Annotated in this window: 16 protein-coding genes; 6 read left to right on the forward strand and 10 right to left on the reverse strand. The window is 66.9% G+C overall.

Annotated features, from left to right (window positions below; genetic code table 11):
• Positions 1–584 precede the first annotated feature (584 nt).
• Entirely contained in the window at positions 585–827 is a 243-nt protein-coding gene (locus ABNQ38_RS18065) for a hypothetical protein (RefSeq protein ID WP_174469726.1), read from the forward strand.
• Here the strand turns inward: ABNQ38_RS18065 and ABNQ38_RS18070 are convergent.
• Positions 799–1140, reverse strand: a complete 342-nt coding sequence (locus tag ABNQ38_RS18070) for a YnfA family protein (RefSeq protein WP_098741093.1) — start codon at positions 1138–1140, stop codon at positions 799–801. The genes ABNQ38_RS18065 and ABNQ38_RS18070 overlap by 29 nt on opposite strands.
• A 184-nt stretch (positions 1141–1324) precedes the next feature.
• Here ABNQ38_RS18070 and ABNQ38_RS18075 point away from each other — a divergent pair, with 184 nt between their 5' ends.
• From ABNQ38_RS18075 to trpE, 5 genes are all read left to right on the forward strand, one after another.
• Positions 1325–1543: a hypothetical protein gene (locus ABNQ38_RS18075; RefSeq protein ID WP_377809588.1), complete on the forward strand. Its 219-nt coding sequence runs from the start codon at positions 1325–1327 to the stop codon at positions 1541–1543.
• Between the two features lie 22 nt (positions 1544–1565).
• Entirely contained in the window at positions 1566–1904 is a 339-nt protein-coding gene (locus ABNQ38_RS18080; RefSeq protein ID WP_377809589.1) for a hypothetical protein, read from the forward strand.
• Between the two features lie 105 nt (positions 1905–2009).
• Positions 2010–2189, forward strand: a complete 180-nt coding sequence (locus tag ABNQ38_RS18085; RefSeq protein WP_109051108.1) for a CsbD family protein — start codon at positions 2010–2012, stop codon at positions 2187–2189.
• A 243-nt stretch (positions 2190–2432) separates the two neighbouring features.
• Positions 2433–4313, forward strand: a complete 1881-nt coding sequence (locus tag ABNQ38_RS18090) for a SurA N-terminal domain-containing protein (protein ID WP_377809590.1) — start codon at positions 2433–2435, stop codon at positions 4311–4313.
• A gap of 41 nt (positions 4314–4354) precedes the next feature.
• The gene (trpE, locus tag ABNQ38_RS18095) at positions 4355–5866 is read left to right on the forward strand and encodes an anthranilate synthase component I (protein WP_377809591.1); all 1512 of its coding nucleotides are present in this window, start codon (positions 4355–4357) and stop codon (positions 5864–5866) included.
• A 416-nt stretch (positions 5867–6282) separates the two neighbouring features.
• On the opposite strand, the gene ABNQ38_RS18100 is transcribed toward trpE, so the two are convergent.
• From ABNQ38_RS18100 to coxB, 9 genes are all read right to left on the reverse strand, one after another.
• Complete coding sequence (locus ABNQ38_RS18100; protein ID WP_377809592.1) at positions 6283–7770, reverse strand: carboxypeptidase M32; 1488 nt, start codon at positions 7768–7770, stop codon at positions 6283–6285.
• The gene (locus ABNQ38_RS18105) at positions 7748–8548 is read right to left on the reverse strand and encodes an SURF1 family protein (protein WP_377809593.1); all 801 of its coding nucleotides are present in this window, start codon (positions 8546–8548) and stop codon (positions 7748–7750) included. Before ABNQ38_RS18105 ends, ABNQ38_RS18100 begins: the two co-directional genes overlap by 23 nt.
• Positions 8545–8916: a DUF983 domain-containing protein gene (locus ABNQ38_RS18110; protein ID WP_377809594.1), complete on the reverse strand. Its 372-nt coding sequence runs from the start codon at positions 8914–8916 to the stop codon at positions 8545–8547. Before ABNQ38_RS18110 ends, ABNQ38_RS18105 begins: the two co-directional genes overlap by 4 nt.
• 72 nt (positions 8917–8988) lie before the next feature.
• Positions 8989–9864: a cytochrome c oxidase subunit 3 gene (locus ABNQ38_RS18115; protein WP_377809595.1), complete on the reverse strand. Its 876-nt coding sequence runs from the start codon at positions 9862–9864 to the stop codon at positions 8989–8991.
• 21 nt (positions 9865–9885) lie between these two features.
• Positions 9886–10527 (reverse strand): cytochrome c oxidase assembly protein, encoded by a 642-nt coding sequence (locus ABNQ38_RS18120; RefSeq protein ID WP_377809596.1) that lies wholly within the window; start codon positions 10525–10527, stop codon positions 9886–9888.
• Between the two features lies 1 nt (position 10528).
• Complete coding sequence (locus tag ABNQ38_RS18125; protein ID WP_377809597.1) at positions 10529–10714, reverse strand: hypothetical protein; 186 nt, start codon at positions 10712–10714, stop codon at positions 10529–10531.
• Complete coding sequence (gene cyoE / locus ABNQ38_RS18130; protein WP_377809598.1) at positions 10711–11622, reverse strand: heme o synthase; 912 nt, start codon at positions 11620–11622, stop codon at positions 10711–10713. The genes ABNQ38_RS18125 and cyoE overlap by 4 nt, the downstream gene beginning before the upstream one ends.
• Before the next feature lie 150 nt (positions 11623–11772).
• Positions 11773–13392, reverse strand: a complete 1620-nt coding sequence (ctaD, locus tag ABNQ38_RS18135) for a cytochrome c oxidase subunit I (protein ID WP_098740070.1) — start codon at positions 13390–13392, stop codon at positions 11773–11775.
• A 119-nt stretch (positions 13393–13511) separates the two neighbouring features.
• A complete protein-coding gene (gene coxB, locus ABNQ38_RS18140; RefSeq protein ID WP_377809599.1) occupies positions 13512–14360 on the reverse strand; it encodes a cytochrome c oxidase subunit II in 849 nt (282 codons plus the stop codon).
• Between the last annotated feature and the right edge of the window lie 258 nt (positions 14361–14618).

The raw sequence follows: 14618 nt of genomic DNA on the forward strand, positions 1-14618 counted from the left end.
AGGTTCACGAAGCGATCCGTTTCTTCTGTCCGGCCCGAAAGATGGACCTCGTGATGCGCCGCCGGGATCCCGGCTGACCGAATTCGGATACCCGACGGTGGTATTATGACCCCGTCCGGCATCTTTTCCAACGTCAAGCAGACGCGAAAATGCAGGGCATTTCCGCAACCCTGTCGCCGCGATGGTTTGGCACTCTAACGGTTAGAGGCCGAAGTACGATTGACATGGTTCAATGCGGGCCGCGGTTTCGGAGATAGTTGCGCACCGTCCGCCGCACCACTACAGCTTTCGCGCGTGTGGTCTGCGACAATTCGGGGGCATTGGGTCCGGCGTGCTGGACCTTCGGCGGTATACGCCCCAAGATATTCGCTGACACTATTCGCCAACACCGGCGATCCGGGAACCGTCCCGGCATTTTTCCACCCAGTCCCGTCTCTTTGTGCCTGATGGAGGAATAAACCGCAGGTCCCAGGCGTTTTTCCTGACAACGGCCGCAACAACCGATCCCCAGGTCGGCTGACGCCGTCACGTCGGGTCCGCCAACGGTCCGCGGTTCGAGAAAAAACGATTGGGAGCATTCCGTCATGACCAACGCATTCAGCCAGATCCGACACTCCGACGGCCGTGCATACTACCAGGGCACCCCGCTGTCCCTGGCCGATGCCCAGATCATGCTCAACGACGACATCCTGCGTCGCCGGGTGCGCGTCGGGGCCTATCTGCGGGTGGATGACGGCCGGCTGGTGCTGGTCAACGGCCCTGCCCTGCACCCTTGGGTCAGCCGGCCGGCGTCGGCGCTCAGCCCCCGCGCGGCCCGGCCAGAATAAGCGCCGCTCCGCCCAGACAGATCAGCGCGCCGGCCGCATCCCAGCGGTCCGGCCGCGCCCCCTCGACCAGCCACAGCCACAGCAGCGACGCCGCGATGTAGACGCCGCCATAGGCGGCATAGGCCCGCCCGGCGAATTCGGCGTCGGCCCGCGTCAGCAGCCAGGCGAACAGGCACAGGCTTGCCACGCCCGGCACAGCCAGCCACGCGCTGCGATCCAGCCTAATCCAGGCCCAGAAAGCGAAGCAGCCGGCTATCTCCGCCAGCGCCGCCGCGCCATACAGCGCCAGCGTCGCGCCCTGTGTCCGCTCCATCCGCCCGTCCACCTCAGTCCCGCTCCAGATTGGCAGGATGCTGACGGCCGTGTGCTTCGGCGTCAATAGGTTGCGGGCCATTGCAACGCGCCACAGCTCGTTTCAATTTGCCGTCCTAATATTACAGTGCATTCATGGACTTGGCTGGGGGTGCGGCATAGATTCGCCGGGCAGGAGGCATACTATGATGCTCATAGACGCTACCGACCCGATGCGGGATGCCATCGAAACGATCCGGGCCACCGACGTGATTTCGGAGTCGAAGAAGCGCGTCCTGGTCCAGGGGCTGGAGGCGTTGCGGAACCGGCATTGTCCGGACCCGCGTCCGATGGCGGGCCGTTGCGAAGAGTGCCTGTCCCGCAGCCGCTGCCTGCCGGCGGTGCTGGATCTGCTCGGTTCCTGACCACGGCCGGGGGGAACGCGGAGTGCGCCTGACGCTCGATGACGAAGCCACGCTGTGTTCCGTCGAGATCCTGGCGGAGGCGGTCGAAATGGCCTTCGTGCCCGGTATCCTCGAACTGCGCACCCTGCGCGATTCCCTGAACGATGCCCTGCACACCCGATCCCCGGCGGCGGTGAAGCTGGCCTTCAGCGCCTTCAGCCGGGTCGACCGCGATTTCCGCGACCAGATCACCCATCGCGCCCTCCAGTTGGCGGCCCTGCGCCGACACAGCGCCGGACCGATGCGTCGCGACCTGCCTGTCGACGGCGGCGTGCCGGCGCGGTCGTCCGGCCGCGGAGTCGACGGGCCGCGCCGGGCGTGAGCTTGGGGAAGGCGGGCCGCTTGTCTTTCGTGTAATATTTTTAATGGACCCTTTCGTCTTCCGTCCTGTTGTCCAGGCATAACCAACACACATGAGGTTGCCACCATGGACAAGGATCGCATCGAGGGCGCCGCCCGTTCCATCAAGGGTGCCATCAAGGAAGCCGCCGGCAAGCTGACCGGCGACACCAAGACCGAGGCTGAAGGCCGCGGCGAGAAGGCGGCCGGCAAGGTGCAGAACACCGTCGGCGGCGCCAAGGATGCCGTGCGCGACACGCTGAAGTAACCGCCGAAGCGATCCCGGCGCCCGCAAGGGTCTGCCGATCCGGCGTAGCCATCGGACGCCCCGGTCCTGCATTTCCAAGCAGGGCCGGGGCGTTCGCATGTTTGGGCCCCGCCGGGCGGGCTCCGGCGGCGGTGGTGGCGGCGATGCCCAAGCTGGAAATGGGCTGTTGCCGCCCCTCCCTCCCCTATCTATGATGCGCCGCCCCGGCCGGATGGCCGAACGACGCGCTTAGGTTCGGGTCCCATGCTCCAGTTCATCCGCAATTTCGCCGGCTCCTGGGTCGTCAAGATCCTGTTCGTGCTGTTGATCCTCAGCTTCGGCATCTGGGGGATCGGCGACGTGTTCCGTTCCACCACGCCCACCACCGTCGCCGAAGTCGGCAAGGTGGAGATCGGGCAGCAGGCGCTGGACCAGGAATTCCGCCGGCAGATGGAACGGCTGCGCCCGATGCTGGGCGGCAACCTGACCGCCGAGCAGGCCAAGCGCTTCGGCCTTCTGGAACAGTCGCTGCAATCTCTGATCCAGCGCACACTGTTCGACCTCGCCGCCGCCGACATGGGCATCGCCGTCGGGCCGGAGGTGGTCCGCCTGCGCATCGCCGACGAGCCGGCCTTCCGCAACCAGCAGGGCCAGTTCGACCCCAACATCTTCCGGTCCGTGCTGCGCAACAACCAGCTGACCGAAGACGGCTATGTCGCGATGATCCAGCGCGAGACGGCGCGCCAGCTGGTGGCAGGCGCGGTGTCGGCCGGCCTGACCCCGCCGCAGCCGCTGGTGCAGGACCTCTACCGCTATCGCGGCGAGAAGCGCGTGGCGGAGGTGGTCACCCTGCCCAACGCCTCCATCGGCGATGTCGGCGTGCCCGACGACGCGACGATCAAGCAGGCCTACGACGACCATCAGGTCCGCTTCACCGCCCCGGAATACCGCGCCCTCACGGTCGCCCGCCTGTCGCCCGACGCGCTGGCGAAGGACATCAAGATCGACGACGCCCAGCTTCGCAAGGCGTACGAGGAGCGCGCGAACGAGTTCGGCGCCCCGGAAAAGCGCTCGGTCCAGATGGTGGTGACCGACGACGAGGCGAAAGCCAAGCAGATCGCCGACGCCGCCAAGGCCAAGGGTCTGGCCGAAGCCGCCAAGGACGCCGGCGTCGAGCCGGTGACCCTGGACAACATCGCCAAGACCGACCTGCCGGAGATCGGCGACGCCGCCTTCGCGCTGGAGCCGGGCAAGCCCTCCGACCCGATCAGGAGCGCGCTCGGCTGGCACGTCATGGCCATCACTGGCGTCACCCCGGCCTCGACCAAGAGCTTCGAGGATGTGCGCGACCAGCTGGCGGCCGAGATGAAGAAGGAGCAGGCGGTCGACTCCGTCTTCTCCATCGCCAACCGGGTCGAGGACCAGCTGGCCAGCGGCGCGTCGCTCGACGAGGTCGCGCAGGCCCAGGGTCTGGTGCTGAGCAAGGTCGCCGCCATCGACAGCACCGGCAAGGCCCCGGACGGCAAGGACGCCGCCCCGGACCTGCCCGGCCTGAAGGCGCTGCTGCCGAACGCCTTCCAGTTGAAGACCGGCGCCTCCACCAACCTGACGGAGGGCGAGGGAAGCAACTTCACCGCCGTCCGCGTCGACAGCGTGATCCCCGCCGCCGTCCGTCCGCTGGCCGACGTGCGCGATCAGGTCATCGCCGACTGGCAGCAGGAACAGCGCGCCGAGCGCGCCGCCAAGAAGGCGGAGGAGATCGCCGCCCGCCTGAAGCAGGGTGCGGAGGCCGCGGCCCAGGACGTCGCCACCCAGTCCGGCGCCACCTTCGCCATGACCAGCCCCTTCACCCGCGACGCCCAGGCGGTCCAGGGCCTGCCGGCTGAGCTGGTCGCCAAGCTGTTCGCCGCCAAGCCGAACGAGGTCGTCACCGGCAACACCGCCGATGCCCAGGTGGTCACCCGCCTGAAGGAGATCATCCCGGCCGATCCGAAGGCCGCCGACGCCGATCTGGCGACGGTCCGCGCCGCGGTCGAACAGGGGATGGAGGGCGATCTGGTGGCGGAGTTCACCAACGCGCTGCGCGACAAGTATCCGGTCCGCATCCATCGCCAGCGCATCGACCAGTTCTTCGCCAGCAACTGAGGCTTCGGCGCCGCCGACAGCAATCCAAGAGGTCTCGTGCCGTGAAGGTCCAGCCCGATATCACCAGCTTCGATGCCGCTTACGCCGCCGGTCGGCCGCAGGTGGTGTGGACCACGCTGGTCAGCGATCTGGAGACCCCGGTCTCCGCCTACATGAAGCTGGCGGACGGCCGTCCTTTCGGCTTCCTGCTGGAATCGGCGGAGCGCGGGGCGGGGTCGCGGCGCGACCGCTATTCGGTGATCGGCTTCAAGCCGGACGTGGTGTGGCGGTCGCGCGGCAACCGGGCGGAGATCAACCGTGACGCGCTGCACGACCGCGACGCCTTCAAGCCGCTCGACAACGCACCTCTGGACGAGCTGCGCGCGCTGATCAACGAGAGCCGGATCGACCTGCCGGAAGCGCTGCCGCCTATGGCCGCCGGCCTGTTCGGCTACATGACCTACGACATGGTCCGCCTGATGGAGCGGCTGCCGGACAACAATCCGGACGAGCTGAACATCCCGGACGCAATCCTGACCCGGCCCAGCATCGTCGCCATCTTCGACAGCCACACCGATTCGATCACGCTGGTGACCCCGGTCTGGCCGAAATCCGGCAAAGATGCCGCCACCGCCTACGCCGACGCGCGGGAGCGGCTGACCGACGCGCTGGCCGATCTGGAACGCCCCCTGCCCTACCGACGGGAGCCGCGGGCGGAGAACGGCCTGCCGCTGGCCTGGACCTCCAACACGACGCGCGAGGAGTATCACGCGATCGTGGAGAAGGCGAAGGAGTACATCCGGGCCGGCGACATCTTCCAGGTCGTGCCGTCCCAGCGCATCCGCTTCCCCTTCAAGCCGTCGCCGCTGGCGCTGTACCGCACGCTGCGCCGGCTGAACCCGTCACCCTTCCTGTTCCACTGCGACTTCGGCGACCTGACCGTCGTCGGCTCCAGCCCGGAGATCCTGGTGCGCGTGCGCGACGGCAAGGTCACCGTCCGTCCCATCGCCGGCACCCGCAAGCGCGGCGCCACCACGGCGGAGGACGAGGCGCTGGCCGCCGACCTGCTGAGCGATCCGAAGGAGCTGGCCGAGCATTTGATGCTGCTGGATCTCGGTCGCAACGACGTCGGCCGGGTGGCGAAGGTCGGCACCGTCAAGGTGACGGCCAAGATGATCGTGGAGCTTTACAGCCACGTCATGCACATCGTCTCCAACGTCGAGGGCGAGCTCGATCCGAAGTTCGACGCGCTCGACGCGCTGGTCGCCGGCTTCCCTGCCGGCACCGTGTCCGGTGCGCCGAAGGTCCGCGCCATGGAGATCATCGACGAGCTGGAAAAGGCCCGTCGCGGCGTCTATGCCGGCTGCGTCGGCTATTTCGGCGCCTCGGGCGCGATGGACACCTGCATCGCGCTGCGCACCGCCGTGCTGAAGGACGGCATGATGTATGTCCAGGCCGGCGGCGGCGTCGTCGCCGACAGCGACCCGGAGGCCGAGTATCAGGAGACCGTCAACAAGTCGATGGCGCTGATCCGCGCCGCCGAGGAGACCCTGCGCACCACCGCGCGCGGGTGATCGTCACTCACAGGCACGCTCAGCGAAAAGGCCGCCTCACGGGTGCCCTTTTTCATGCGGAAACGGTTGCGGGACAATGGCCCAGCTCCCGCCAAGTCGGATTATCCACAGAAAAATGCACGCCGCCGGAGGGTGGCGCCGCACACATCTGCAACCATGCATCTATAGTGGGAGAGTGTGAACGGGGTGGCGGATCGGCCGCCACCGCCGCACACGAATAAGGGAGAAAAGAGGATGGATAAGATCCTCACACTCCTGATCCTGCAGTTGCAGATCGTCAAGGCGTGCCTTGATCTTCTGAACCGCTGATCGGATGGGTGCGTCGGGGCTGGCCGGCCTCGATGCACCTGTCCCTAAAGATAAGCCATTTCCCGCGCTTGCCAAGAGGCTTCCGCAAGCTTCCCGCGAGTTGGCAGTCAGAGATACCGCCGCTCCAGATGCCGCTTGAATACGGACGCATCCAACGGCCGGCCGGTCGCCGCGGTCAGCAGTTCGTCGCCGGAGGCGTGGAAGCAGCCGGTCTGATGGACATTCACCCGCAGCCAGTTCACCAGCGGCGCGAACTCGCCACGCGACAGCGCCGGGACGATCTCCGGATCGGCGGTGCGGGCGGCGTCGAACAGCTGGGCCGCGGTCATCGCGCCCAGCGTGTAGCTGGGGAAATAGCCCCAGCCGCCGCCGGGCCAGTGAATGTCCTGCAAGCAGCCGAGCCGGTCGTTCGGCGGGACCACGCCGACGAGTTCGGCCATGCCGTCGTTCCACGCGCCCGGCAGGTCCGGCAGGGTCAGGTCGCCGGCGACGAGCGCCTTTTCCAGGCGGTAGCGCAGGATGATGTGGGCGGGATAGGTGACTTCGTCGGCATTGACGCGGATGAAGCCGCGCTCCACCCGGCTGTAGAGGCGGCGCAGATTGTCGGCCTCCCAGGCCGGCCCTTCCCCAGCGAAGGTCTCGCGCACCACCGGCGCCAGCCATGTGATGAACTCCGCCGAGCGGCAGGCCTGCATCTCCATCAGCAGCGACTGGCTCTCATGCACCGCCATGCCGCGGGACTGGCCGACCGGCTGGGTCAGCCACGCGGCCGGGCGGTTCTGCTCGTACAGCGCATGACCGGTCTCGTGCAGGATGCCCATCAGCGCATCGGTGAAATTCGCCTCGTCGTAACGCGTGGTGATGCGCACATCGCCGGTGGCTCCGCCGCAGAAGGGATGCAGCGACACGTCCAGCCGGCCGCGGCGGAAGTCGAAGCCAAGCCGCTCCATCATGCGGACGCCAAGCCCGCGCTGCGTCTCCACCGCGAACGGCCCCTGCGGCTCGGTCACCGCCGGCGCCGCCGCCTGCTTGTCGAGGACGCGGCCGATCAGGTCGGGCAGGAAGCCGGACAAATCGGCGAACAGCGCGTCGATCCGCTCCGCCCGCGCGCCCGGATCGTGGCTGTCGAGCAGAGCGTCATAGGCGCTGATCCCCATCACGGAGCCGAGCGCCTCGGCTCCCTCGCGGACGCGGGCCAAAACCTCTGTCAGCGAGGGCAGCAGCTTGGCATAGTCGCTCTCCGCCCGCGCGGCGCGCCACGTCATCTCGCAGACCGACACCGCCTTGCTGGTCGCTTCCACCAGATCGGCGGGGACGGCGGTGGCCTGGATGTGGTGACGGCGCATCTCGCGCAGGTTGGCGCGCTGCCAGGCGTCGAGGCTGCCGTCGCTCTCCGCCTCCGCCAGCAGATCGCCCATGCGCGGATCGGTCGCCAGTTCGTGGGCGATCACCGACAGGGTCGCGGTCTGCTCCGCCCGGCCATCGTTGGCCCCCTCCGGCATGATCGTCTGGGTGTCCCAGCCGAGAATGCCCAGCGCGTCGCCGATGGCGGCGATGCGGGCGTGGCGGCGTTCAAGCTCCTGATATGCGGTCATCGGGTCGTCCGTCGGTTCCGGTGTCGGCGCGCTTGCGCTGTGACAGCACGTAGATCCCGGCGAGCGTCACCGCAAGCCCGTACCAGGTCAAGGCATACTGCAGGTGATTGTTCGGCAACTCTACCCGCGGCTCGATCCCCGCCAGCGTCCCGGCCGGCGCACCGGGCAGGCTGGCACCCTGTCCCGGCAGCATCTCCACCACCACAGGCGCCACGCCGCTAAGCGACAGCGCGGCGGCCATCGCCGGCGGATCGGCGCGCATCCAGGCGGAACCGGCTGCCGGGGTGCCGTTGCCGGGCTGGAAGAAACCGGGCGGCTGCGGCACACGAACGATGCCCCTGACGGTCGTCCCGCCCTCCACCCGGGCGGCGGCGCGGGTCGCCGGATCGCGGCGGTCCATCGGCACGAAGCCGCGGTTGACCAGCACGACGCCGGCCCCATCGGCCCGTTCGAACGGGGTCAGCACCTCATAGCCGACCTGCCCCTGGTGCGGGCGGGCGATCACCAGCAGGTCCTTGTCGTTCAGGAAATGCCCCGTGAGCGTCACCGGCCGGAACTCCCAGGCGGCGGGGTCGTCGATCCGGGCGGGCAGCGGCGCGGGCGGCTCGGCCATCTGGCGGTCGATCCGCGCGATCAGCTCCTGCTTCCAGTGCAGCCGCTCCAGCTGCCATGTGCCGAGCCCGATGGTGACCGCAAGCCCGGCCAGCGTGACCAGCGTCGCCCCCAGCGTGGGGCGGAAGTGTCGCCGTCCCGCCGTCTCGACCGCGGTTGCGCTCAAGAGCCCTTCTCCACTTCGCTGCGGCGATAGCGGTACTGGAGGGCGATCACGGCGGCCTTGGCCGGCCGCAGCATGCCCAGCGTCAGGGCCAACACGACGATGCTCCAGACGATGGCATGCAGCCACAGCGGCCAATCCACCGTCATCGACACCCAGAGTGCCACCGGCACCACGAGGAAGCCCAGGATGAAGATCAGGAAGACGGCCGGGCCGTCGCCGCTGTCGACCTGGGAGAAATCCAGGTCGCAGACGTTGCAGCGATCCGCCACCGTCAGATAGCCGTCGTACAATCGCCCCTTGCCGCACCGCGGACAGACGCTGCGCAGGCCGGCCGACAAGGGGGAAACCCTGGGGTACAGATCGATCACGCCATCACCTCCCGTCCGGACCGTTCCGGCAGCGATACAGACCGCCGCCGGAACGGCTCGGCACCGGTCGCGTCAGTGGACGGCGACCACGCCGCCATGACCACCCCACCAGTAGACCGACACGAACAGGAACAGCCAGACGACGTCGACGAAGTGCCAGTACCAGGCCGCCGCCTCGAAACCGAAATGGCTTTCCGGGGTGAAGTGCCCCTTGTTCGTCCGGAACCAGCACACCGCCAGGAAGATGGTACCGACCAGCACATGGAAGCCGTGGAAGCCGGTCGCCATGTAGAAGGTCGAGGGGAAGATGCCGTCGGTGAACTTGAAGGAGGCGTGGACGTACTCATACCCCTGGAAGAAGCTGAACAGGACGCCGAGCAGCACGGTCAGGCCCAGCGCCTTGGCTGCCGTGCGGTTGTGCCCCTCCAGGATGGCGTGATGGGCCCAGGTAACGGTGACGCCGGACAGCAGCAGGGTCAGCGTCATCATCAGCGGCATGTCGAAGGCGTCGATGACATGCACGTTGGGCGGCGGCCAGATGGCGTCGGGATTGATCGGCGACACCTTCGGTTCCAGCGCCGCGTGGAAGAAGGCCCAGAAGAACGCGGCGAAGAACATCACCTCCGACGCGATGAACAGCGCCATGCCGTAACGCAGGCCGATCTTCACCACCGGGGTGTGGGCATGCTCCACCACCGATTCCCGGATGACCGACCGCCACCAGCCGAACATCGTCACCAGGATGGCCAGCACACCCAGGATCAACAGCAGCTTGCCGCCGCCATGCATGAAGATGACCAGACCGGTCGCCAGAAGCCCGCCGGAAAACGCGCCGATCAGCGGCCAGGGGCTCGGCTTCAGCAGATGGTAGGGATGCGGGATGCCGGCGCCCGGTTCATGGGCTGACGGTTCGGCGTGCGGCATTTGCCCGTGGGTGATGTCGGCCATCGTCTCACTACCCCATATGGTTCAGTTTGTGGCGGTCGCCCCCGGCTCCGCCTTTTGTTTTCCTGAGTCCGGCGCCGGGGACGTGGATGCGGCGGCCGTGTGCTGTGCCAGCCTGGCCTCGCTGTCCTTGGCGCGGAAGAAGGTGTAGGACAGCGTGATGGTGCTCACGTCGTCCATGTTCGGGTCGTCGGCCATCGACGGGTCGACGAAGAAGGTCACCGGCATGTCCACGACCTGACCGGGTTCGAGGACCTGTTCGGTGAAGCAGAAGCACTGCATCTTGTTGAAATAGGCGCCTGCCTTTTCCGGCGTGACGTTGTAGACGGCGGTGCCGACCGTGGGTGACTTTCCGCGGTTCTCCGCCCGGTAGGCGGCGAAACCGGTCTCGCCCAGCTTCAGCACCAGATCCTTCTGTTCCGGCCGGAAGGCCCAGGGAAGGGCGGCGTTGGTGTCGGCGTTGAAGCGGACGGTCACCGTGCGCTCGACGACACGCGCCGCGGCCTGTTCGGCCCGCTGGGTGGTGCCGCCGAAGCCGGTGACCGAGCAGAACAGGTTGTAGAGCGGGACCGACGCATAGGTCAGCCCGATCATCCCCGCCACCAGCCCGAACAGCGTGCCGAGGACGAGGCGGTTGCGGCGGCGCAGCCTGTCGTCGCGCCGCATATCAGTGCGCCCCGCCCATCCGGACGACGGTGATCGCATAGAACAGGACCACCAGGGCCAGCAGGGCCGCCAGCACGGCCAGATTGCGCCCGCGCAGCTTCCTGGCCCGCAGGGCGGCTTCCTGCCGGCGCTGCTCTTCGACGGAGTTGCGGGTATCGGTCAGGCCGTCGCGTTCCATCACCGTCATGCCCACCCTCCAAGGATAAGCCGCTCGCCCATCATCACGGCGAACAGCAGGAACAGGTACAGGATCGAGAAGCCGAACATCTTCTTGGCCGGCTTGTCGTCGCTGGCCCGCAGGACGCGGACGGCGCAGCCGACGAACATCAGGCCGAGGATGGATGACGCCGCCAGATAGACCGGCCCGGTGATGCCGAGGAAGGACGGCGCCGCGGCAACCGGCAGCAGGATCAGCGTGTAGAGCAGCATCTGCCGCTTGGTCGCCGCCTCGCCCGCCACCACCGGCATCATCGGCACGCCGGCGCGGGTGTAGTCGCTGTTGCGGAACAGGGCCAGCGCCCAGAAATGCGGCGGCGTCCACAGGAAGATCAGCAGGAACAGCAGGATGGACGGCAGATCGACGCTGCCGGTCACGGCGGCCCAGCCGATCATCGGCGGGAAGGCGCCGGCGGCCCCGCCGATCACGATGTTCTGCGGGGTCCGGCGCTTCAGCCACATGGTGTAGACGAAGACGTAGAAGCCGATGGTCAGCGCCAGCAGCGCCGATGCGGTCCAGTTCACCGCCAGCCCCATCACCACCACCGACAGGACCGACAGGGTGACCCCGAATCCCAGCGCCTCGGCCGGCTCGACGCGGCCCGACGGGATCGGGCGCTTCACCGTGCGGGTCATCACCGCGTCGATGTCGCGGTCGTACCACATGTTGATGGCACCCGACGCCCCGGCGCCGACGGCGATGCACAGGACGGCGACCAATGCCAGGAAGGGGTGGATGTGGCCGGGCGCCAGCACGATGCCGGCCAGCCCGGTGAAGACCACAAGCGACATGACCCGCGGCTTGAGAAGCTCGATGAAGTCACCGGCCGACGCGCCCCCTGTGTGGTTGAGCGCCAGTTCGTTCGTCACGTCCGTCATATCATGTCCTTGTCTTCTAACCCCGGGCCTTCCAACAAAAAGTCGTCACCCCGGCACCCTCCACACCGGCGCCCATTTTCGGGCTGCTCGGGTCGGTCCTTTTTCTCGGGCGGGCGCCTCCTTCACGGCGACGCCCGCCCGTTAGCACGCTTACTTGACCTGGGGCAACGTCTCGAACGCATGGAACGGCGGCGGCGAGCTGACCGTCCATTCCAGCGTGCCGGCCTGCGGGCCCCAATAGGCGCCCGGCACCCGTTCGCCGCTGCGCAGCGTCTTCCAGGCGATCCACACGAACAGCAGGGTGGAGGCGAAGGAGAGGTAGGCGCCCAGCGACGAGATCATGTTCCAGCCCCAGAAGGCATCCGGATAGTCCGGGATGCGGCGGGGCATGCCCGACAGGCCGAGGAAATGCTGCGGGAAGAACACCAGATTGACGCCGACGAAGGTCGTGTAGAAATGGACCTTGCCCCAGAACTCCGGATACTGGCGCCCCGACATCTTGCCGATCCAGTAGTACCAGCCGGCGAAGATCGAGAACACCGCGCCCAGCGACAGCACATAGTGGAAGTGCGCCACGACGTAGTAGGTGTCGTGCATGTAGTTGTCGAGGCCGCCGTTCGCCAGCACTACGCCGGTGACGCCGCCGACCGTGAACAGGAAGATGAAGCCCAGCGCCCACAGCATCGGCACCCGGAACTCGATCGACCCGCCCCACATGGTGGCGATCCACGAGAAGATCTTAACGCCGGTCGGCACCGCGATGATCATGGTGGCGGCGGTGAAGTACGCCTTGGTGTTGACGTCCAGCCCGACCGTGTACATGTGGTGCGCCCACACGACGAAGCCGACCACGCCGATGGCGACCATGGCGTAGGCCATGCCGAGATAGCCGAACACCGGCTTCTTGGAGAAGGTCGACACGATGTGGCTGATGATGCCGAAGGCCGGCAGGATCATGATGTAGACTTCGGGGTGGCCGAAGAACCAGAACAGATGCTGGAACAGGATCGGGTCGCCGCCGCCTTCGGGGTTGAAGAAGGTGGTGCCGAAGTTGCGGTCGGTCAGCAGCATGGTGATGGCGCCGCCCAGAACCGGCACCGCCAGCAGCAGCAGGAAGGCCGTCACCAGCATCGCCCAGACGAACAGCGGCATCTTGTGCAGCGTCATGCCGGGGGCGCGCATGTTGAAGATGGTGGTGATGAAGTTCACCGCGCCCAGGATCGAGCTGGCGCCGGCCAGATGCAGGGCGAAGATCGCCATGTCGACCGACGGCCCGCTGTGTCCCAGCGGTGAGGACAGCGGCGGATAGATCGTCCATCCGGTGCCCGCGCCGGTGCCGACGAAGGCGGAGCCCAGCAGCAGCAGGAAGGCCGGCACGATCAGCCAGAAGCTGATGTTGTTCATGCGCGGGAATGCCATGTCGGGCGCGCCGATCATGAGCGGCACGAACCAGTTGCCGAAGCCGCCGATCAGCGCCGGCATCACCACGAAGAACACCATGATCAGGCCGTGCGCCGTGATCAGCACGTTCCACATCTGGCCGTCGGAGACGAACTGCAGCCCCGGCGATTGAAGCTCCGCCCGCATGATGACGGAGAACAGGCCGCCGATCAGCCCGGCGATGACCGAGAAGATCAGATAGAGCGTGCCGATGTCCTTGTGGTTGGTCGAATAGAACCAGCGCTGCACGAAGCCGGGGACGTGATGATCGTCATGCCCGTGCCCATGGTCACCCACATGCTCACCATGTCCCGGTGTGGCGTTTGCCATGTCTCTACCCTTTGTCGCTGTCCCTGGCCGCCGTCCGATCCGGTCTGTCGCGGAGCGCCGGCAGCTGGGTTGGGTTCTTCTTATCGCGTCGTCCCTGTGGCGGGCTGTGCGAAGTCCGCTTACTCGACCAGCGTTCCGGTCGGGCGCTGCGCCACGTCGCGGTCGCCGTCCTTGGGAGCGTAGGCCGTCTTGGCCTTGGCGACCCAGGCGTCGAACGCCTCCTTCGACACGGCTTCCACCGCGATCGGCATGAAGCCGTGGTTGGTGCCGCAGATCTCGGAGCACTGGCCGTAATAGACGCCTTCGCGCTCGGCCTTGAACCAGGTCTCGTTGATGCGGCCGGGCACGCCGTCCTTCTTCAGGCCGAATGCGGGAACCGCCCAGGAATGGATCACGTCGCCGGCCGTCACCAGCACGCGGATGGTGGTGTTGACCGGAACGACCACGCGGTTGTCGACTTCCAGCAGGCGCTTCTGGCCGGGCTTCAGGTCGGCATCGGCGATCATGTAGCTGGAGAAGGTGATGTTGCCGTGGTCGGGATATTCGTAATCCCAGTACCACTGGTGGCCGATCACCTTGATGGTCATGTCGGCCTGCGGAATGCGTTCCGCCGCGTAGAGCAGCTTGAAAGACGGAACGGCGATCACGATCAGGATGATGACCGGGACCACGGTCCAGGCGACCTCGAGCAGCGTGTGGTGCGAGGTCCTGGACGGGACCGGGTTCCTCTTCGCATTGAACCGGACGACGCAATAGGCCATCAGCCCGGCGACGAAGATCACGATCAGCGTGATGACGACGGTCAGCAGGTCGTTGAACGAGGTCATCAGGTGTTTGACCGGCGAGGCGGAGGGCTGCATGCCCATTTCCCACGGTCGCGGCTCGTTCGCGAGGACAGCCGTGCTCCAGCCGCCCACCATCGACAGGACCGCCGCCAGGCCGGCGGCGTACAGGCTTTGCCTTCTCATCCCCAACCCCTTCTTAGCCGCGACGCTCGTCATGGCCCGCGGTCGTCTCTCCCGCCGACGCTCCCTCCGCCCTGTTGATCCGGACCGGTTTCAGTTCGCGCGGTCCATAGTTGGGCTTATCAGCGAACGTCAGTTTATGCAGGGATCACGCCATCTTAGCGCGACATATACCCGCAGCCGGAGCTTATCCCCGGGCCCCGCTGGGTTACAAGCCTTTCCTCTCTCCCACCGATTGCATAGACTTTTCCTCACATTCAG

The organism is Azospirillum sp. A29 (assembly GCF_042604625.1).
Classification (GTDB): domain Bacteria; phylum Pseudomonadota; class Alphaproteobacteria; order Azospirillales; family Azospirillaceae; genus Azospirillum; species Azospirillum palustre.